Origin of the sequence: Streptomyces sp. NPDC052036 (assembly GCF_040680495.1) — a bacterium.
Taxonomy (GTDB): domain Bacteria; phylum Actinomycetota; class Actinomycetes; order Streptomycetales; family Streptomycetaceae; genus Streptomyces.
Genome location: NZ_JBFAWW010000002.1, coordinates 458,156 through 475,935, shown reverse-complemented (window position 1 = coordinate 475,935; position 17,780 = coordinate 458,156). Strand labels below are relative to the sequence as shown.

Here is a 17,780-nt window from a genome sequence, read left to right as displayed (position 1 = left end):
GTGGCGGGGTGACGCGCGTAGCCACACGCGCCGCGTCCCGTCCGTCCGGCCGTGCCCCGAGTCGGACACCCTTCTAGTTCTTCTCGAAGCGGAAGCCCACTCCCCGCACCGTGGCGATGTACCGCGGGTTGGCCGCGTCGTCGCCCAGCTTCTTGCGCAGCCAGGAGATGTGCATGTCGAGGGTCTTGGTGGACGACCACCACGTCGTGTCCCAGACCTCCCGCATCAGCTGGTCGCGTGTGACGACCCGGCCCGCGTCCCGGACCAGGACCCGCAGCAGGTCGAACTCCTTCGCCGTGAGCTGCAGCTCCTCGTCGCCCATCCACGCGCGGTGGGACTCGACGTCGATGCGCACCCCGTGCGTGGCGGGCGGCTGCGCGGGCTCGGTGGCGCCGCGCCGCAGCAGGGCCCGTACGCGAGCCAGCAGTTCGGCGAGCCGGAAGGGCTTGGTGACATAGTCGTCGGCGCCCGCGTCGAGACCGACGACGGTGTCCACCTCGTCGGCCCGTGCGGTCAGGATGAGGATGGGAACGGTGTGGCCCTCCGCACGCAGCCGGCGGGCCACCTCCAGGCCGTCCATACCGGGCAGCCCGAGGTCCAGCACGACCAGGTCGACGCCGCCCTGCATTCCGGCGTCGAGCGCGGTGGGTCCGTCCTCGCGCACTTCGACCTCGTATCCCTCCCGACGGAGGGCACGGGCCAGCGGCTCCGAGATGGACGCGTCGTCCTCGGCGAGCAGTACACGGGTCATGGGGTGATGGTAGTCCGCCCACGACCTGAGCAAAGGTGTGATCGCGGGTGAGACCGGCGCACGGCCGTTCTTACCTTCGGCTGCCATCATCCGGCGGCCCCCTCCTCCGTCACGGAGCGCATTCGCGCCTGCGCCTTCGGGGTGTCATCCTGGCAGAGACCTTCGAATGAACATCCAGGGTTCCGACATCGCCTGTGATCCCGGTCTCAAGTCCTTCCATATCCGGCACTGTCATGTCGTAGGGTGACCGAAACGCCTCTAGCACCACCAGGGACCTTTGGCGGGCACTCGACGCTGAAGGTCTCTTTTGTCGTGCGGGCTGGTTCTCACCAGTCTTGGAAGGAATGACCTAGGGCCGGGCCCCGGGGCGCACGAACGCGCTCAGGGGCGTGGATCCCGGTGACCGCCGTCCGCCGCTCCGTGATCCGGGGCGGACACCCCGTGGGCGTGGGGTGGACGAACGGTCCCGCCGGTGCCGGCCGCCCATACCGGGTGCGCATGCCCCTTGAGCTCTCGGCTCCGCCCGAGCTGAGGGACCCCCATGGCAGCGCGCCCCGACCAGCAAGGAACGACCATGGCGTCCAGCCTGACGAAGGACTCGGTCCGCCCGGGCACACCCGGGTCCGAGAAGACCTTCTTCGGCCACCCCCGCGGACTGGCCACCCTCTTCATGACCGAGATGTGGGAGAGGTTCTCCTACTACGGCATGAGGGCCCTTCTCCCGCTGTACCTGGTCGCTCCTGGCGGCCTGCACCTGAACGCGGCGACCGCGACCGCGATCTACTCGGTGTACGTGTCGCTCGTGTACCTGCTCGCCCTGCCGGGCGGCTGGTTCGCCGACCGTGTCCTCGGCCCGCGCAAGACGGTCGCCGTGTCGGGCCTCATCATCATGCTGGGCCACCTCACGCTGGCCCTGCCGTCCGCCGGGACCTTCTACGCCGGTCTCGGCCTCGTGGCCATCGGCTCGGGTCTGCTGAAGGCCAACATCTCGACGATGGTCGGCCACCTCTACGACGGCCCGGACGACGCGCGCCGCGACGGCGGCTTCACGATCTTCTACGTCGGCATCAACCTGGGCGCCTTCGCCGCGCCGCTGGTCATCGGCACCGTCGGCGAGAACGTCAACTGGCACCTGGGCTTCGCGCTCGCCGCGGTCGGCATGGCGCTCGGCCTCGGCCAGTACCTGCTCGGCGGCCGTCACCTGAGCGAGCGCTCGAAGGTGGTCCCGACGCCGCTGTCCGCCGCGGAGAAGGCCTCGACGCTGCGCAAGTCGGCGCTGTGGGCGGCCGTCGCGGTCGTCTTCTACGCGATCGTCGGCTTCTCCGGTGTCTACACCCTGAACTGGCTGCTGGTCCCGATCACCGTCGCCGGTCTGATCATTCCGGTCCTGGTCATCGCGCGGATCAAGCGGGACAAGGACCTGGACGGCGTCGAGCAGTCCAAGATGACCGCCTACATCTGGTTCTTCGTCGCCGCGGCCGTGTTCTGGATGATCTACGACCAGGGTGGCTCGACCCTGTCGATCTTCGCCGACTCCCACGCCAAGAACACGATCTTCGGCTGGAACTTCCCCGTCTCCTGGTACCAGTCGGTCAACCCGGTCATGATCATGGCGCTGGCCCCGGTCTTCGCCTGGATGTGGCTGGCGCTGAACCGCCGCGGCAAGGAGCCGAGCACGACGGTGAAGTTCGCCTCCGGTCTGGTCCTGATCGGTGCCTCCTTCTTCCTGTTCCTCGCCCCGCTGGGGATCGCCGACGGCGGCCACAAGGCCGCGGCGCTGTGGCTCGTCGCGATCTACTTCGTGCAGACCGTCGGTGAGCTGACGCTCTCCCCGGTCGGCCTCTCCGTCACCACGAAGATGGCGCCGGCGAAGTACGCCTCCCAGATGATGGGTGTCTGGTTCCTGGCCGTCACCGCCGGTGACGCCACGACCGGTCTGCTCTCCATCGCGGGCGTCGACCTGAACACGACGGGCATCGTCACCCTGGAGGCCGCGGTCGCCGCGGTCGCCGGTGTCGCGGTGTGGATGTACCGCAAGAAGGTCAAGGAGCTCATGGGCGACGTTCACTGACGCCGGTCCCGGGCTTTTGGAGGGCCGCCGTACCCGTCTCGGGTGCGGCGGCCCTTTCCCGCGTTACGGGGCGTCCGTCTCCGTCGCGCTCGTCCGGTCCGTGTCCGGGGTGAACCAGGGCAGTGCCGCGGCGGAGCGGGGCGCGGGGGCGGGCCGGGAGAGGCGCGACCCCGGCGGGCGCCGGACGAGCGACGGCCGTCGTGGGCCACGGCCGCGTGCGCGTCGCCCCTGCGGTCCCCGCGGCCGGATCCGGTTCACGACGGCCATGCCGAGCCGGAACACGGCGGTCGGCACGACCACGCAGGCCAGGATCCAGAAGACGGTGACGCCCCAGGGGCGGCCCACGCCCCACGGCTGCTCGGCGAGGACTCTTCCGCCGTACTCCAGGGAGACCGTGTAGTCACCGTGGGCGCCCGCCGGCAGCTCCACCGGCAGTGCGATGCGCGCCCGGCCGCCGGGCGCGAGGGTGCCGTGCCACTGCTGCTCGTCCCACTGCGGTGCGAACACCCCGTGGGAGGTGCCGACCCGGAAGACCGGATCCTTCACCGGCGAGGGGCCGACGTTGCCGACGGTGAATTGAAGCGTGCGGGACGCCGGCGCTCCGAACCGGGTCAGCAGGCCGTCGGTGCCGTCGAGCCTGGTGTCCGTCAGCACCGACAGGCGTCCGGAGGCGGACTCGGCGGGCAGTGGCTCCACCGCGTGCCCGGCGACCCGGAAGGCCGCGTCGGCGTCCGCCTCGGCCCCGGTGACCGTGGCGACGTGCACCACGCAGGGGCAGGGGACGGGCGGTTCGGCAACCGGCAGCTTTTGGCGGAACGTTCCCCGTGCGTCGGTGGTGACGGCCCGCCCGTCGCCGTCGGCGCAGGAGCCGGTGGAGCCGGCCACCCCGCGGGAGGGCACGGACTGTCCGCAGATCAGGATCGTGAGCAGGGCCTCGGGCCGCCAGCCGCCGCCGGTCACGGTGATCGAACCGCCCGTTCCGCCCTGGGAGGCGGACAGGCCGACGGTCGGTCCGGCGGCGGCCCGGGCGGGCGCCGCCAGCGCCACCGGGGCGAGCGCGAGCACCGCCGCCAGCGCCGAGATACTCCGCTTCACCTCACTGCTCCCGTCAACTCGACCTTGCTGCACGACAGTTCCGTAGGCTCCCGGCTCCGGCGGGCGGCGGCGCCCCCGACGTCGTACGACCGCGTTCCGGGCCGGTGCGGTCAGCGGCCTGCCGGCTGACGACGGGTCAGCCACAGCACCCCGGCCGCGCCGGCCAGCAGGACCGTGCCGCCGAGGGTGCCGAGGGCGAGGACGGAGTCGTCGGGGCCGGTCCGCGGGAGCTGCCCGCTCGGGTCGGTGCCGCTCGGGGCGGAGCCGGAGGACCCGCCGCCCGCGGCGGTGGCGTCCAGGCGCAGGGACGGGCCCGGGCTGTTGGTGGGCGAGCAGGTGGTGGTCGTGCCGAGCGCCTTGATGGACAGCACGCCCGCGGTGAAGGTGACCTTGCCGGCCTTCTTCGGTGTGTAGGTGCCACTGAGGTCGTTGACCTTGATGGGGGTGTTCGCGGGAATCGCCGTCTGGTTGGCGGGACCGGTCACCGTCATGGTGCCGCTGCCGGCGCCGCCCAGCACGATGGTGGCGCTCGGGTTCATCGCGCCCTTGCCCAGTTCGACCGGGCTGGAGGAGACGCCCTTCTGCCAGGACATGGTGATCTTGTAGCCGACGCCGCTCCTGACGCCCTTGATGTCGATGGGCGACACGGCGGTCTTGACGCCGATCGGCGTCTGGCAGCGGTAGTCGACGTCGACGACATCGGCCCGGGCCGTCGGCGCGGCCAGCAGGACCGCCGAGCCGGCCAGGGCCGCGGCGGACGCGAGGGCGGCGGTTCGCTTGTGGTACGACACGGTCCCCTCATTCCTGACGGCACATCAGATGGGCCGTCAAGGTACGCCCGGCAGGTCGTGGAGGGAAGACACAGTGCGCGCCGGATCCGTGGCGATCCGGCGCGTATCGAGTGAGGTGCCTGTGCTGTTCGCGTGAGGCGCTCGTACCGCAAGGAGAAGGAGTCCCCACCGGCGGTGCGCTCCTGAGCCTGGGTCAGGCGGGAGCGCCGAGCTCCGCCCATACGGTCTTGCCCGCCAGACCGGGCGTGCGCACGACCCCCCAGTCCAGACAGAGCCGCTGCACGATGAACATCCCATGGCCGCCCGGGCGCCCGGCGCGGTGCGGGGTGCGCGGGGCGGGCTGTCCCGGACCGCGGTCGGCGACCTCCACGCGCAGCACCTTGTTGTCGCAGCCGATCCGCAGCTCCTGCGGGCCCTCGGCGTGCAGACACGCGTTGGTGACGAGTTCGGAGACGACGAGCAGCACATCCTCGGCGGCGGCCCGCTGGTCGGCGGTGGCGGCGGGCAGCCAGCCCCATGCGTACAGCGCCTGGCGGGTGAAGTCGCGGGCGAGCGGGACGACGCCGCTCTGACCCTCGAAGCTCAGCCTGCGGGCCTGCCGGGCGCGGTCCGGCGCCCCCTCGCCGGGCCCGCCGGGCGAGGCGCCCTCGGCGGGCGGCTCCTGCGCGGACGTTCCGGAAGCGCCGCTGGGCTCGGGTCCGCGGTCGCCCGGCGAGCAGGGCCGGGTGGTGCTCATCAGCGCTTCACCTCACCGATTCACCAGTTCACGATTGAAGTCTCAGTACAGGGATGTACGGCGTTGTCGCCGGTTGTCACTCAAGCTGCGCGCGGGGCTCTCCTTCTGCGACCCTCCATCGGGCCGCTGACATGCTCAGCATGTCTCCTGCCCGAGCGGACCGCTGGAACACCCACGGATTCGGCCGGAACCTGTGACACCCGTAACGCAACGGTCACACAGGGGCGTCCCGGGGCGCGCGCACACCGCGTCACTCGGACAGGGCCGCGTCCAACGTGTCATGGACAGTGAAGACGGCGTCCGCCCCGGTGATCTCGAACACACGGGCCACCACCGGCTGCATCCCGGCCAGATGGATCCCACCGCCCGCGGCCTCGGCCTTCAGCCGGGCGGCGAGCAGCACGTTCAGTCCGGTGGAGTCGCAGAACTCCAGTCGTGAGCAGTCCACGACCAGGCGCGCGAAGCCCTTCCCGAGGCAGTTCTCGAGCGGTTCGCGCAACAAATCGGCGGTGTGGTGATCCAGCTCACCCGCCGGAGTCACGACGGCACTCGTGCCCTCTTGTCGCACCTCGACCAGAAGCCGGCCCGACTGTGCGCTGCCGACCGTCCCGCGGTCCATGCCGTGTCTCTCCCGACGTCGTCGCTGTTGATGGACGCCCTCGAACACTACGCCTTCCTCACGCTTCCCGACACCCGAACAACCCCACTAAAACGGACATTTCTCAATGAAATGCACTTGCGGGCGGCCGACGAAAGCGGGTAGGGCTAGTAGAGACACCCGTACGACACGGCCGGCTTTGGAGGCGCCGCACACCGCAGTGCACGTACAGGCATCGGCGGCCATACGCCGAGAACGATGGAGGACATTCATGTCACCCCGGCTCGACGCATCGCAGACCCAGAGGGCGACGTCGGCACCCTCTCCGGTACGACCGGACGCGTACCCCACAACCGGCCCGGCACACCACGACCACGTCCCCACGCCGCGCGGTCCGGTCGACGATCTCCCGGAGATCCCCCCGTACGACGAGGTGGGGGCCGTGGATGCACGGGCCCTGTCCAAGACGCTCTTCGAACGCCTGGAGTCGCTCGAGGAGGGCACGCACGAGTACTCGTACGTCCGCAACACCCTCGTCGAGCTCAACCTGGCCCTGGTCAAGTTCGCCGCCTCCCGCTTCCGCTCCCGCAGCGAGCCGATGGAGGACATCATCCAGGTCGGCACGATCGGTCTGATCAAGGCCATCGACCGCTTCGAGCTCAGCCGGGGGGTGGAGTTCCCCACCTTCGCGATGCCGACGATCATCGGTGAGATCAAGCGCTTCTTCCGTGACACCTCGTGGTCCGTGCGCGTCCCGCGACGGCTGCAGGAACTCCGCCTCGATCTGGCGAAGGCCGGCGACGAACTCGCCCAGCAGCTCGACCGCGCGCCCACCGTGACGGAACTGGCGGAGCGCCTCGGCCTGTCGAGGGACGAGGTCGTCGAGGGCATGGCGGCCTCCAACGCCTACACGGCGAGCTCCCTGGACGCACAGCCGGAGGAGGACGAGTCCGAGGGCGCGCTCGCGGACCGTATCGGGTACGAGGACCACGGACTCGAAGGCATCGAGTACGTCGAGTCTTTGAAGCCGCTGATCGCCGATCTGCCGCCCCGGGACCGGCAGATCCTGTCGCTGCGCTTCGTGGCCAACATGACGCAGTCGGAGATCGGCGAGGAGCTGGGCATCTCGCAGATGCATGTCTCGCGCCTGCTGTCCCGGACGCTGGTACGGCTGCGCAAGGGACTCACGGTCGAGGAGTGAACGAGGCCGCTCTGCGGCAACCCCGCCCGCACGGAGGGGGGTTGCCGCAGGGCGGCCCCGCCAGCACACCTTGAGTTACCCCGGGACACCCCTTTCCACAGGAGTGCTCTTCCACCACTATGGTCACCCACCAAACTGGCTGGTTCGTCAGCAACACGGCGGGTGGCCGCCAGTGCGCGAGGAGGCGGGTGGATGGCCCGGGCCGACGGGACCGACAACGACGTCGAGGCCACAGGCGGGATGCACGCGGACGCGTCCGACGGGCAGCTCACCGAACTGCTGCAGGCCAAGACGCCCGACGTCTATCCGGCGTTGCAGGAGGTGCGCGCGCGGCACCGGCCGTCCGTGCTCCGGTACGCCCGTCTGTGCACGACGAGCGAGTCGGCGGCACGGCAGCTCGCCGCGCAGGCGTTCACCCTCGCCGCCCGGGAGACGGCACGCGGCAGCGACCCCGGTGTCCCGCTCAGACACCGGCTCCTGCTGCTCACCGCGCGGCTGGCCGCCTCCTGGGCCCGCGACGAGCGGGCGGGCGGCCTCGACCCCGCCTTCCTGGTGGCCCTCGGACCAGCGGGGGGCGACGGCCCCGTCCCGCCGATGCTGGCCGCGTACCAGTACCTGCCGTCCCGCTCCCAAGGGCTCCTCTGGTACGGGATCGTGGAGCGGGAACCCGAGGACCGCACGGCAATCCTCCTCGGCCTGACCCGCGAGGACGTCGCCCACGGCATCCCGCAGGCGACGGCGGCCCTCGCTCAGGCGTCCCTCAGATCCCGGCTGGCCGCCTCCCCCGACCCGCACTGCGCGGACTTCCGCCGGCTGATCGAGGAGTCCGTACGGCCGGACAACCCGCGTCACAGCACCGACCTGCACGCCCACATGGCGATCTGTCCGCACTGCACGGCCGCGTTCGAGGAACTGTCGGCGCTGCGTGACCAGCCGCGCACGGCACTCGCGGAGGGGCTGCTGCCCTGGGGCGGTGCGGCCTACGTCACCCGCCGCGAGACCGAGCCCCCGGCCGGGACCCGCGCCGCCACGGCCACCTGGTCGCACTCCCGCCGGCTGGCCCTGGCCTCGGCGGGCCTCGGCGTGGCCCTCGTCCCGCTGCTCCTGTTCCTGGTCGCGTCCGGCAACTCGCCGCAGCGGCACTCCGTCCAGACCGCCGCGACCGCGGCACCCGCGAGCCCGCCGCCGGTCACGGTGACGGCGACGGTCTCGGCGTCCCCGCCGAAGCCGAAGCCCTCCCGGACCTCCCCGTCCCCTTCCGCGACCCCGAGTCCACCACCGTCGAGGACGGCGCCCCCGAAGCCGTCCCCCGCGCCGACCCCGCACCCCGTCCCCGCACACGCCCCGAACGGCACCTTCGCGCAGGTGGTGAACGTCGCCTCGGGCCTGTGTCTGGAGGTCGCCGGGGACTTCGACAACGGCACGGACGTGGTGACCGTGCCCTGCACGTCCTCCCCCAGCCAACGCTGGCGCGTCGACTCCGAGCGCGACGTCCTGCAGTCGTCCGCCGATCCCGACTACTGCCTGGACAGCCGCGGCTCGGTGGACAACGGTGTCGGCATCTGGGAGTGCGACTCGGTCTACGGCCGCCACGGCGAAAACCTGAAGTTCAGCGTGGACGACAACGGCGTGATCAGCCCGGCCATCGACTACGACACCGCGCTCACCGCCGACGACTACGGCGGCCTGTCGCTGTCCCCGCTGACCGCGGACGCGGACCAGCGGTGGCGGGCGGGCGCGACCTGAGGGTCAGACCACCCGGACGCCGCGCCGCCACACACCGGTGACGAGCGGTACGCCCGGCCGGTAGGCGAGATGGACATGGCTCGGGGCGTCGAGGAGCGCCAGGTCCGCGTACGCGCCCGGGGTGAGCCGGCCGATGTCCGTACGGCGCAGGGCCCGTGCTCCGCCCGCCGTCGCCGACCAGAGGGCCTCGTCGGGGGTCATCCCCATGTCCCGGACGGCCAGTGCGACGCAGAACGGCACCGAGGACGTGAAGGACGAACCCGGGTTGCAGTCCGTGGACAGGGCCACCGTGACGCCCGCGTCGAGCAGCCGGCGGGCGTCGGGCCACTGCGCCCGGGTGGAGAACTCGGCGCCCGGCAGCAGCGTGGCGACCGTGGCGCTGCCTGCCAGCGCGTCCACGTCGGCGTCCGTGAGATGGGTGCAGTGGTCGGCGCTGGCCGCGTCGAGTTCGACGGCGAGCTGCACACCGGGGCCGTACGACAGCTGGTTGGCGTGGATGCGCGGGTGCAGGCCCTTCGCCTTGCCCGCGGTGAGGATCGCGCGGGCCTGGTCGCCGTCGAAGGCGCCCTTCTCGCAGAACACGTCGATCCACCGGGCGTACGGGGCACAGGCGTCGAGCATCTCACCGGTGACCAGGGCCACGTAGGCGGCGGGGTCGTCGGCGTAGTCCGGGGAGACGATGTGCGCGCCGAGGTAGGTGACCTCGTCCGTGTGCGCGGACGCGATGCGCAGGGCGCGCGCCTCGTCCTGGACGGTGAGGCCGTAGCCGGACTTCGTCTCGAAGGTGGTGGTGCCCTGGCGAAGCGCCTCGGCGAGGTAGCGGACGAGGCCCGCCTCCAGCTCCGCGTCCGTCGCGGCGCGGGTCGCCGCGACGGTCGTACGGATGCCGCCCGCCGAGTAGCCGCGGCCCGACATACGGGCGTTGAACTCCTCGGTGCGGTCGCCCGCGAAGACGAGGTGCGAGTGGGAGTCCACGAAGCCCGGGATCACCGCCCGGCCGTCGGCGTCGACCCGGTTGTCAGTGGCCGGTGCTTTGCTTGACTCACCGATCCACGCGACGCGGTCGCCGTCGACGACGACGGCCGCGTCCCGGATCAGTCCGAGAGGGGAGGTGTCACCGAAGGAGGGGTCGTTGGTGACCAGGCTGGCGATGTTGGTGATGACCGTGCTGCTGCTCATGGGTTCCTCGTGGGTGGCCGGGCCGGTGGTGGGCGTCAGGCGCGCAGGGCTTCGACGGCGTCCGCCAGCGCCCGCGGCACATCCGGTACGCGGGTGTGCGCCCCGTCGCGGACGACATGGCGTCCGCCCACGACCGTATGGCGCACATCCGCGGCCGTCGCGGCGAATACGGCCGTCTCGGCGCCCAGCCGCGGCAGCGGTCCCGCGGTCCTGACCGAGTCGAGCGCGACCGTCGTGAAATCGGCGGGCGCGCCGGCCTCCAGGACGCCCGCGTCCTCCCAGCCGAGCGCGGCATGCCCGTCGGCGGAGGCGGCCCGCAGCAGCGCCGCCGCCGTCCAGTGACCGCGGGTGCGGGTGCGCAGCCGCTCGTTGAGCTCCATGGCGCGCGCCTCCTCGAACAGGTCGATGACGGCGTGGCTGTCGGAGCCCAGCGAGAGCGGGGAGCCGGCCGCCTGCAGGGCCACGGCCGGGCCGATGCCGTCCGCGAGGTCCCGTTCGGTGGTCGGGCACATACAGGTGCCGGTGGAGGTGGAGCCGATCAGCCGGATGTCCTCGTCCGTGAGATGGGTGTTGTGGACGCCGGTGGTGCGCGGCCCGAGGACGCCGTGGTCGGCGAGGAGGCGGGTCGGGGTGCGGCCGTGGACCTGCCGGCAGGCGTCGTTCTCCGCCGTCTGCTCGGACAGATGGACATGCAGCGGGGCCCGCCGCTCCTCGGCCCACCGCGCCACGGTCGCCAACTGGTCGGCGGGCACGGCCCGTACGGAGTGGATGGCCGCGCCGATCCGCGCGTGCTCCCGTTCCTTGAGAACTGAACAGCGTTCGGCCCAGGCCTCGGCGCTGCCGTCGGAGAAGCGGCGCTGATGGGCGTTGGGCGGCCGGCCGAAGCCGGAGGACAGATAGACGGTGTCGAGGAGGGTGATGCGGATGCCGGCCTCGGCGGCGGCGTCGATGAGGGCCTCGCCCATGGCGTTGGGGTCGGCGTACGGGGTGCCGTCCGGGGTGTGGTGGACGTAGTGGAACTCGCCGACGGCGGTGATTCCGGCCAGCGCCATCTCCGCGTACACGGCGCGGGCGAGCGCGTGGTACGTCTCGGGGGTGAGCCGGTCGGCGCACGCGTACATGGCCTCCCGCCAGGTCCAGAAGGTGCCGGAGCCGACCTGGACCGTGGAGCGCAGGGCGCGGTGGAAGGCGTGCGAGTGGGCGTCGGCGAGCCCGGGCAGGGTGAGTCCGCGCAGGATCTCGGCGCCGGGCGGCGGGGTGTCGACGCCGGTGCGGACCGAGGCGATGCGGCCGTCGGCGACCTCCAGGGCGACGCCCGGCTCGGCGGCGGGGTCGAGCCAGGCGTGCTCCAGCCAGTACGTCTGCGTCACCTGCGGACCAGCCCTTCCAGTACGTCGGCGAGTGCGGTCACCCCGGCCAGGCAGTCGTCCTCGGCGGCGTGCTCGGCCGGCGAGTGGGAGACGCCCGTGGGATTACGCACGAACAGCATGGCGGTCGGGATGCTGCCGGAGAGGATTCCGGCGTCGTGTCCGGCACCGGTACCCAGGACGGGGACGGTCAGTCCCGGGTCCCGGTCCCGGCCGAGGATGCGGGCCAGTTCGTCGCGCAGCGCGTGGTCGAACTCCACGACGGGCGTGAAGGACTCGCGCACGACGTCGAGTTCGATGCCGTGGGCGTCCGCGTGCTCCCGGGCCGCCTTCTCGATGCCGGCGACGACGGTGTCCAGGCTCTCCTGGCCGGCGGCCCGGGAGTCGAGCCAGCCGCGCACGAGGGAGGGGATGGCGTTGACGCCGTTCGGCTCCACGGCGATCTTGCCGAAGGTGGCGACGGCACCGGCGAGTTCGGCCTCCCGGCGGGCGGCGAGGACGGTCTCGGCGTACGACAGCATGGGGTCGCGGCGGTCCATGAGCCGGGTGGTGCCGGCATGGTTGGCCTCGCCCCGGAAGTCGAACCGCCACCGTCCGTGCGGCCAGATCGCGCTGGCGACGCCCACGCGGTCACCGCTCAGGTCCAGCGCCCTGCCCTGCTCGACATGCAGCTCGACGAACGCGCCGATCCGGCCGAGCCGCTCGGGGTCGGGCCCGATGGCGTCGGGGTCGTACCCGGCGGCCTCCATGGCGCGCGGCAGGGTGATCCCGTCGCCGTCCGTGAGCCGGTGCGCCTGCTCGACGGTGAGCTGCCCGGCGGTCAGCCGCGACCCGACGCAGGCGAGCCCGAACCGGGCGCCCTCCTCGTCCCCGAAGTTGACGACGGCGAAGGGCTTGGCGAACTCGGTTCCCCGGGCCCGCAGTTCGTCGAGGGCGGCGAAGGAGGACACCACGCCCAGGGGGCCGTCGAAGGCGCCGCCGTCGGGCACGGAGTCCAGATGCGACCCGGTGACCACGGCGTCCCCGGCGGCGGGGTCACCGAACCAGGCCCACTGGTTGCCGTTCCGGTCCACCTCGTGCACCAGTCCCCGGGCCCGGGCCTGCTCCTCGAACCAGGCCCGGCACTCGGCGTCGGCACCGGTCCAGGCGAAGCGCCGGTAGCCGCCGGAGGCAGGGTGGCGGCCGATGGGTCGAAGCTCCCGCCACATTGCGTGGAAGGAACTGCCGGAGACGGGCCGGGGCGCCACGGCCCCGTCCCGTCCGGCTGCCTCGTGCGTCACGCGCCGTCACCTTCACGCATCGGAACCCGCACGCCCCGCTCCCCGGCCACCGACTCCGCGATGTCGTAGCCCGCGTCGACGTGGCGGATGACGCCCATGCCGGGGTCGTTGGTGAGCACGCGGCGGATCTTCTCCCCGGCCAGCTGCGTGCCGTCGGCCACCGTCACCTGACCGGCGTGGATGGACCGGCCCATGCCGACCCCGCCGCCGTGGTGGATGGACACCCAGGACGCGCCGGAGGCCACGTTGACCATGGCGTTGAGCAGCGGCCAGTCCGCGATCGCGTCGGAGCCGTCGAGCATCGCCTCGGTCTCGCGGTAGGGCGAGGCGACGGATCCGCAGTCGAGGTGGTCGCGGCCGATGACGATCGGCGCGGCCAGCTCCCCGCTCGCCACCATGTCGTTGAACCGCTCACCGGCCTTGTCCCGCTCGCCGTAGCCGAGCCAGCAGATGCGGGCGGGCAGACCCTGGAAGTGGACCCGCTCACCGGCCAGCTTGATCCAGCGGGCGAGGGACTCGTTCTCGGGGAACAGATCGAGGATCGCCCGGTCGGTCTTCGCGATGTCGGCCGGGTCGCCGGACAGCGCCGCCCAGCGGAAGGGGCCCTTGCCCTCGCAGAACAGCGGCCGGATGTAGGCGGGCACGAAGCCGGGGAAGGCGAAGGCACGGTCGTATCCGGCCAGTTGGGCCTCGCCGCGGATCGAGTTGCCGTAGTCGAAGACCTCCGCGCCGGCGTCCATGAAGCCGACCATCGCCTCGACGTGCCGGGCCATCGACTCGCGGGCCCGGGTGGTGAAGCCGGCCGGGTCCTTGGCGGCGTAGGAGGTCATGTCCTCGAAGGCGACACCGAGCGGCAGATACGCCAGCGGGTCGTGGGCCGAGGTCTGGTCGGTGACGATGTCGATGGGGGCGCTCATGGCGAGCAGCTGCGGGACGAGTTCGGCGGCGTTGCCGAGGACGCCGATGGACAGCGGCTTGCGCTGGTCGCGTGCCTCGACGGCCAGCTGGAGGGCGTGCTCCAGGGAGTCGGCCTTCACGTCCAGATAGCGGTGCTCGATGCGGCGCTCGATGGCGCGCGGGTCGCAGTCGATGCAGATCGCGACGCCGTCGTTCATCGTGACGGCGAGCGGCTGGGCGCCGCCCATGCCGCCGAGGCCGGCGGTCAGGGTGATCGTCCCGGCGAGGGTGCCGTTGAACTTCTTGGCGGCGACGGCGGCGAAGGTCTCGTAGGTGCCCTGGAGGATGCCCTGGGTGCCGATGTAGATCCATGAACCGGCGGTCATCTGCCCGTACATGGTCAGGCCGAGGGCCTCCAGACGGCGGAACTCCTCCCAGTTGGCCCAGTCGCCGACGAGGTTGGAGTTGGCGATGAGGACGCGGGGCGCCCACTCGTGGGTCTGCATGACGCCGACGGGACGGCCGGACTGGACGAGCATCGTCTCGTCCTGCTTGAGGGTCCTCAGCGTGCGGACCATCGCGTCGAAGGAGCGCCAGTCGCGCGCGGCCTTGCCGGTGCCGCCGTAGACGACCAGCTTGTCGGGGTGCTCGGCGACCTCGGGGTCGAGGTTGTTCTGCAGCATCCGCAGGGCGGCCTCCTGCTGCCATCCCAGGGCGCTCGGTTCCGTGCCGCGCGGCGATCGGACGGGGCGGGGTCCTGACATGGTCTGCCTCCTGGTGGACGGCCGCACGCGGCCCGGAGGGGGCGCGCGGGGACTGTTGCAGCGGTTATTCACATCCTCGCTTCCTGAATAGAGCTAGTCAATACGTTCTTGCGCCAGCACCGAAGCAGCCGGGATGTTTGGCTGGAGACAGAGCCGCGGCGGCCGGGGTTCCGAGCCGGAACACGCCCGAGAACAGGGGCCCGCGGACTGCCACACGGGGGAACGGGGGCGCGGTGGACATGAGGCACGGCGGGACGGGGGACGCGGTGAATATGAGGCACAGCGGGACGAAACACAACAACCGCCACCACGGGGACGGACGCCCCGACGACGCCGAGCGGGTGGCGCGCCGGGACGAGGCCGTGCGCGGCGCCGTGGAGCAGGGACTTCTGGGGCCGGACACGCCCCTCGTGGGCCTGCTGGACGTCGTTGGCATCCGGGACGCGGCGGCGGCGCTGCGGGCGGCCTTCAACGCGGTGGTCGCGCCGGGCACGGCGGTGCTGCACGCCTTCGCGGTGAAGGCGGCCCCGCTGGTCCCGGTGCTGCGGCTGCTGCGGGAGGCGGGCATCGGCGCGGAGGTGGCGAGCCCCGGGGAACTGGCGCTGGCCCGCGCGGCCGGAGTGGAGCTGCAACGGACGGTGCTGGACTCGCCCGCCAAGACGGCTCGGGAGCTGCGCGAGGCACTGGCGCTGGGCATCGCCGTGAACGCGGACAACCCCCAGGAGCTGGAGCGGATCGACGCCCTCGTCCGGGAGACGACGACGTCCTCCCCGCTCGGGATGCGGGTGAACCCGCAGCTCGGCGCGGGGGCGATCGACGCCCTGTCCACGGCGACCGCGACCTCCAAGTTCGGCGTGGCGCTACGGGACGAGGGGGCGCGCGATTGGCTGGTCCGCGCCTATGCCGAGCGGCCCTGGCTGACCCGGCTGCACGCGCACTCCGGCTCGCAGGGGATCCCGCTCTCGCTGATGGCACGGGGCATCTCGGAGTGCTACGCGCTCGCCGAGGAGATCAACCGCCGGATCGGCCGCCGCCAGATCGACACGATCGACATCGGCGGCGGGCTGCCGGTCAACTTCGCGTCGGACACGACGACCCCGACGTACGCGCAGTACGCACGGCTGCTGGCGGAGGCGGTGCCGGGACTGTTCGACGGGCGGTACGGACTGGTCACGGAGTTCGGCCGGTCGCTGCTGGCCAAGCACGGGACCGTGGTGGCGCGGGTGGAGTACGCCAAACACGCGGGCGGCCGGGCGGTGGCGATCACCCATGCGGGCGTGCAGGTCGCGACCCGCACGGTGTACGCGCCGGGGGCCTGGCCGCTGCGGATCGCTGCGTACGACGCCAAGGGACACCCGAAGGAAGGGCCCGTCGTGGCGCAGGACGTGGCGGGCCCGGCGTGCTTCGCGGGCGACCTGCTGGCCGTGGCGCACCCGCTGCCGCTGCTGGAGCCGGGCGACCATGTGGCGGCCCTGGACACCGGGGCGTACTACTTCGCGCACCACTACGCGTACAACTCCCTGGCCCGGCCGGGGGTGTACGGCTATGCGCCGGGCGAGGGCGGAGGGACGCGGTTCGCGGTCGTACGGGATCCGCAGACCGTCGAGGAGATCGTCGCCGAATCGGGCGGGGGGCGCGTAGGCGCATTGACGGAGCTGTGAGAAGCGCGCGGGGCGGCGCCCCCACGGATGCGCGCCGCCCGCATCTGCGCTGGTCAGCACCGGGGCGCCCGGTCCACCCCAACGAGCCCGTGAACAAGGTCAGTTGACCTACCTTAGCGATCCCGCGCATGTTCCACCGGAAAATGCCGGAAGCCTCACTCCCCGCGCACACGTTGCGTAACGTCAGGGTCACTCAGCCGTACCCGAGGCGGGAGGGGAGCCACGGTGCCCGGAATCGACGAGTGCCTGTTGGAAGCCATGCGACTGCCCGGCGCCAGGGGCGCCGCGGTGGTCGACTGGACCAGCGGGCTCGCGCTGGGCACAGTCGGGGAGTCGCCCGGCGGTGACCACGAGACGACCGCGGCGGAGGCCGCGGAGCTGGCCCGGCTGGCCGCCGAACACCGCGCGTTCGCCCCGGAGGAGGACGCCGACTGGTCCGACGACGCATGCCCGGTCGAGGACCTGATCATCGCCAACCGGGACAGCTACCACCTGCTGCGGTTCGTCCCGACGACGTTCGACAGCAGCGTCTTCCTGCATCTGTGGCTGGCCCGCTCGGAAGGGAACCTCGCCCTCGCCCGCATCCGGCTCGGCGAGATGGCCGGGCGGCTGGTGCTGGGATGACGGTGGTCGCGACTCCTCCGCCCCCGCTGCCCGTGCGGCAGCGCACGCAGATCCCGAGCGGCGGCCTGTCCCCCATGCTCGGCAGGCTCGCCGTCGAACGGGCCACCGGAGTGCTGATGCGCGAGGGCGGTCTGCTTCATCTGGTCGACGGCCAGGTGGTGTACGCCGAGAGCCCCGCGACCCCGGGCCTCGACGTCCTGCTCATCGCGCACGGCGCCCTCGACGAGGACGGCTGGCGGGAGGCGGTCGCCGAGGCGGCGACACGACGGCGGGTGGGACGGTTCCTGGTCGACAGCGGCCGGATCAGCAAGGGCGCCCTGGAGCTGTGCCATCTGGGGGCGCTCTACGACGCGGCGTACTTCGTCCTGGGCCCGAGCAGCGCCCCCGCCCGCTTCCGCTACGGCGAGGCGCACTGGCTGGGCCCGGTGCACCCGGTCCCCGTGGCCGGGGTGGAACGCGAGACGCTGCGCCGCCGCGAGCTGCTGCGGCACATCTGGCCCGACCCGGCCATCGACGAGGCCCCGCTCCGGCGCACCGACCGCCCGGCCGGCCCGGCGGTCACCCCCCGCCAGGGGGAGGTGCTCGACCTGATCGACGGAGCACGCACGGCGGCGGACATCTCCCGGGCGCTGGGCCGCCCGGCGTTCCACACGCTGGTCGACGTACGACGGCTGGCGGCGGCGGGCGCCGTCACGGCCCGTCCGCACCAGGCCCCCGGCCCGGACCCGTTGCCGAGCCCGGTTCCGGACCCGTTGCCGAACCCGGTTGCGGACCCGTTGCCGAACCCGGTTGCGGACGCGTTCCCGGCCCCAGACCCGCTCGCGGCTCCCGGCCCGGCACCGGAACCGAGCCCGCTGCCTCCCGCGCAGGCGCCGTCGCCCGCACCGGCGGCCGGGGCGCCCGTGCCCGCCGACGTGCTGCCGCCGTTCGCCGACCCCCACGTCACGTTGCTGAAGAGGCTGAGGGATGCGCTGGAGGCCCTTTGACCGGCTCGACCGCCCCCGCCCCGCCGAGAGGAG

General features: G+C 72.3%; 15 protein-coding genes. 6 read left to right on the top strand and 9 right to left on the bottom strand.

Annotated elements, in window-relative coordinates:
* Positions 1-73 precede the first annotated feature (73 nt).
* Positions 74-751, bottom strand: a complete 678-nt coding sequence (locus AB0L95_RS06165) for a response regulator transcription factor (RefSeq protein WP_086747411.1) — start codon at positions 749-751, stop codon at positions 74-76.
* A gap of 574 nt (positions 752-1,325) precedes the next feature.
* Between AB0L95_RS06165 and AB0L95_RS06160 the strand changes: the two genes are divergently transcribed.
* Positions 1,326-2,822 carry an oligopeptide:H+ symporter gene (locus AB0L95_RS06160; protein WP_365157627.1) on the top strand — a complete coding sequence of 499 codons (1,497 nt, stop codon included), beginning with the start codon at positions 1,326-1,328 and terminating at the stop codon, positions 2,820-2,822.
* Between the two features lie 63 nt (positions 2,823-2,885).
* Here AB0L95_RS06160 and AB0L95_RS06155 read toward each other — a convergent pair whose 3' ends face one another.
* The 4 genes from AB0L95_RS06155 to AB0L95_RS06140 all read right to left on the bottom strand — a co-directional run bounded on the left by AB0L95_RS06155 (position 2,886) and on the right by AB0L95_RS06140 (position 6,063).
* Positions 2,886-3,917, bottom strand: coding sequence for a hypothetical protein (locus AB0L95_RS06155; RefSeq protein ID WP_365157624.1), 1,032 nt, complete (start codon positions 3,915-3,917; stop codon positions 2,886-2,888).
* 110 nt (positions 3,918-4,027) lie between these two features.
* Positions 4,028-4,708: an LPXTG cell wall anchor domain-containing protein gene (locus AB0L95_RS06150; protein ID WP_365157621.1), complete on the bottom strand. Its 681-nt coding sequence runs from the start codon at positions 4,706-4,708 to the stop codon at positions 4,028-4,030.
* Positions 4,709-4,901: 193 nt separating this feature from the next.
* Positions 4,902-5,444, bottom strand: coding sequence for an ATP-binding protein (locus tag AB0L95_RS06145; protein ID WP_365157619.1), 543 nt, complete (start codon positions 5,442-5,444; stop codon positions 4,902-4,904).
* A gap of 250 nt (positions 5,445-5,694) precedes the next feature.
* A complete protein-coding gene (locus AB0L95_RS06140) occupies positions 5,695-6,063 on the bottom strand; it encodes an STAS domain-containing protein (protein WP_311700371.1) in 369 nt (122 codons plus the stop codon).
* A 250-nt stretch (positions 6,064-6,313) separates the two neighbouring features.
* On the opposite strand from AB0L95_RS06140, the gene AB0L95_RS06135 reads away from it, so the two are divergent.
* Together AB0L95_RS06135 and AB0L95_RS06130 are read left to right on the top strand one after the other, a co-directional pair.
* Positions 6,314-7,243, top strand: a complete 930-nt coding sequence (locus AB0L95_RS06135; protein ID WP_365157616.1) for an RNA polymerase sigma factor SigF — start codon at positions 6,314-6,316, stop codon at positions 7,241-7,243.
* A gap of 192 nt (positions 7,244-7,435) precedes the next feature.
* Positions 7,436-8,989: an RICIN domain-containing protein gene (locus AB0L95_RS06130; RefSeq protein ID WP_365157613.1), complete on the top strand. Its 1,554-nt coding sequence runs from the start codon at positions 7,436-7,438 to the stop codon at positions 8,987-8,989.
* Between the two features lie 3 nt (positions 8,990-8,992).
* On the opposite strand, the gene hutI is transcribed toward AB0L95_RS06130, so the two are convergent.
* From hutI to hutU, 4 genes are all read right to left on the bottom strand, one after another.
* Positions 8,993-10,168 carry an imidazolonepropionase gene (hutI, locus tag AB0L95_RS06125; RefSeq protein WP_365157610.1) on the bottom strand — a complete coding sequence of 392 codons (1,176 nt, stop codon included), beginning with the start codon at positions 10,166-10,168 and terminating at the stop codon, positions 8,993-8,995.
* A gap of 35 nt (positions 10,169-10,203) precedes the next feature.
* On the bottom strand, positions 10,204-11,538 hold the full coding sequence (locus tag AB0L95_RS06120; RefSeq protein WP_365157607.1) for a formimidoylglutamate deiminase: 1,335 nt from the start codon (positions 11,536-11,538) through the stop codon (positions 10,204-10,206).
* On the bottom strand, positions 11,535-12,743 hold the full coding sequence (locus tag AB0L95_RS06115) for an allantoate amidohydrolase (RefSeq protein WP_365157792.1): 1,209 nt from the start codon (positions 12,741-12,743) through the stop codon (positions 11,535-11,537). Before AB0L95_RS06115 ends, AB0L95_RS06120 begins: the two co-directional genes overlap by 4 nt.
* 68 nt (positions 12,744-12,811) lie before the next feature.
* Positions 12,812-14,476, bottom strand: a complete 1,665-nt coding sequence (gene hutU / locus AB0L95_RS06110) for a urocanate hydratase (protein ID WP_365157604.1) — start codon at positions 14,474-14,476, stop codon at positions 12,812-12,814.
* Positions 14,477-14,748: 272 nt separating this feature from the next.
* On the opposite strand from hutU, the gene AB0L95_RS06105 reads away from it, so the two are divergent.
* The 3 genes from AB0L95_RS06105 (at position 14,749) to AB0L95_RS06095 (ending at position 17,747) form a co-directional block, all read left to right on the top strand.
* Complete coding sequence (locus AB0L95_RS06105; RefSeq protein WP_365157602.1) at positions 14,749-16,137, top strand: diaminopimelate decarboxylase; 1,389 nt, start codon at positions 14,749-14,751, stop codon at positions 16,135-16,137.
* A 225-nt stretch (positions 16,138-16,362) separates the two neighbouring features.
* Positions 16,363-16,761: a hypothetical protein gene (locus tag AB0L95_RS06100; protein ID WP_365157598.1), complete on the top strand. Its 399-nt coding sequence runs from the start codon at positions 16,363-16,365 to the stop codon at positions 16,759-16,761.
* Positions 16,758-17,747 carry a hypothetical protein gene (locus AB0L95_RS06095; protein ID WP_365157595.1) on the top strand — a complete coding sequence of 330 codons (990 nt, stop codon included), beginning with the start codon at positions 16,758-16,760 and terminating at the stop codon, positions 17,745-17,747. Before AB0L95_RS06100 ends, AB0L95_RS06095 begins: the two co-directional genes overlap by 4 nt.
* Positions 17,748-17,780 lie beyond the last annotated feature (33 nt).

Bases quoted from the DNA above. Each gene is read 5' to 3' on its own strand.
- AB0L95_RS06130 (WP_365157613.1), top strand. From the start codon at position 7,436: ATGGCCCGGGCCGACGGGACCGACAACGACGTCGAGGCCACAGGCGGG.
- hutI (WP_365157610.1), bottom strand. From the start codon at position 10,168: ATGAGCAGCAGCACGGTCATCACCAACATCGCCAGCCTGGTCACCAAC.
- AB0L95_RS06160 (WP_365157627.1), top strand. From the start codon at position 1,326: ATGGCGTCCAGCCTGACGAAGGACTCGGTCCGCCCGGGCACACCCGGG.
- AB0L95_RS06140 (WP_311700371.1), bottom strand. From the start codon at position 6,063: ATGGACCGCGGGACGGTCGGCAGCGCACAGTCGGGCCGGCTTCTGGTC.
- AB0L95_RS06145 (WP_365157619.1), bottom strand. From the start codon at position 5,444: ATGAGCACCACCCGGCCCTGCTCGCCGGGCGACCGCGGACCCGAGCCC.
- AB0L95_RS06105 (WP_365157602.1), top strand. From the start codon at position 14,749: ATGAGGCACAGCGGGACGAAACACAACAACCGCCACCACGGGGACGGA.
- AB0L95_RS06135 (WP_365157616.1), top strand. From the start codon at position 6,314: ATGTCACCCCGGCTCGACGCATCGCAGACCCAGAGGGCGACGTCGGCA.
- AB0L95_RS06115 (WP_365157792.1), bottom strand. From the start codon at position 12,743: ATGTGGCGGGAGCTTCGACCCATCGGCCGCCACCCTGCCTCCGGCGGC.
- AB0L95_RS06165 (WP_086747411.1), bottom strand. From the start codon at position 751: ATGACCCGTGTACTGCTCGCCGAGGACGACGCGTCCATCTCGGAGCCG.
- hutU (WP_365157604.1), bottom strand. From the start codon at position 14,476: ATGTCAGGACCCCGCCCCGTCCGATCGCCGCGCGGCACGGAACCGAGC.
- AB0L95_RS06095 (WP_365157595.1), top strand. From the start codon at position 16,758: ATGACGGTGGTCGCGACTCCTCCGCCCCCGCTGCCCGTGCGGCAGCGC.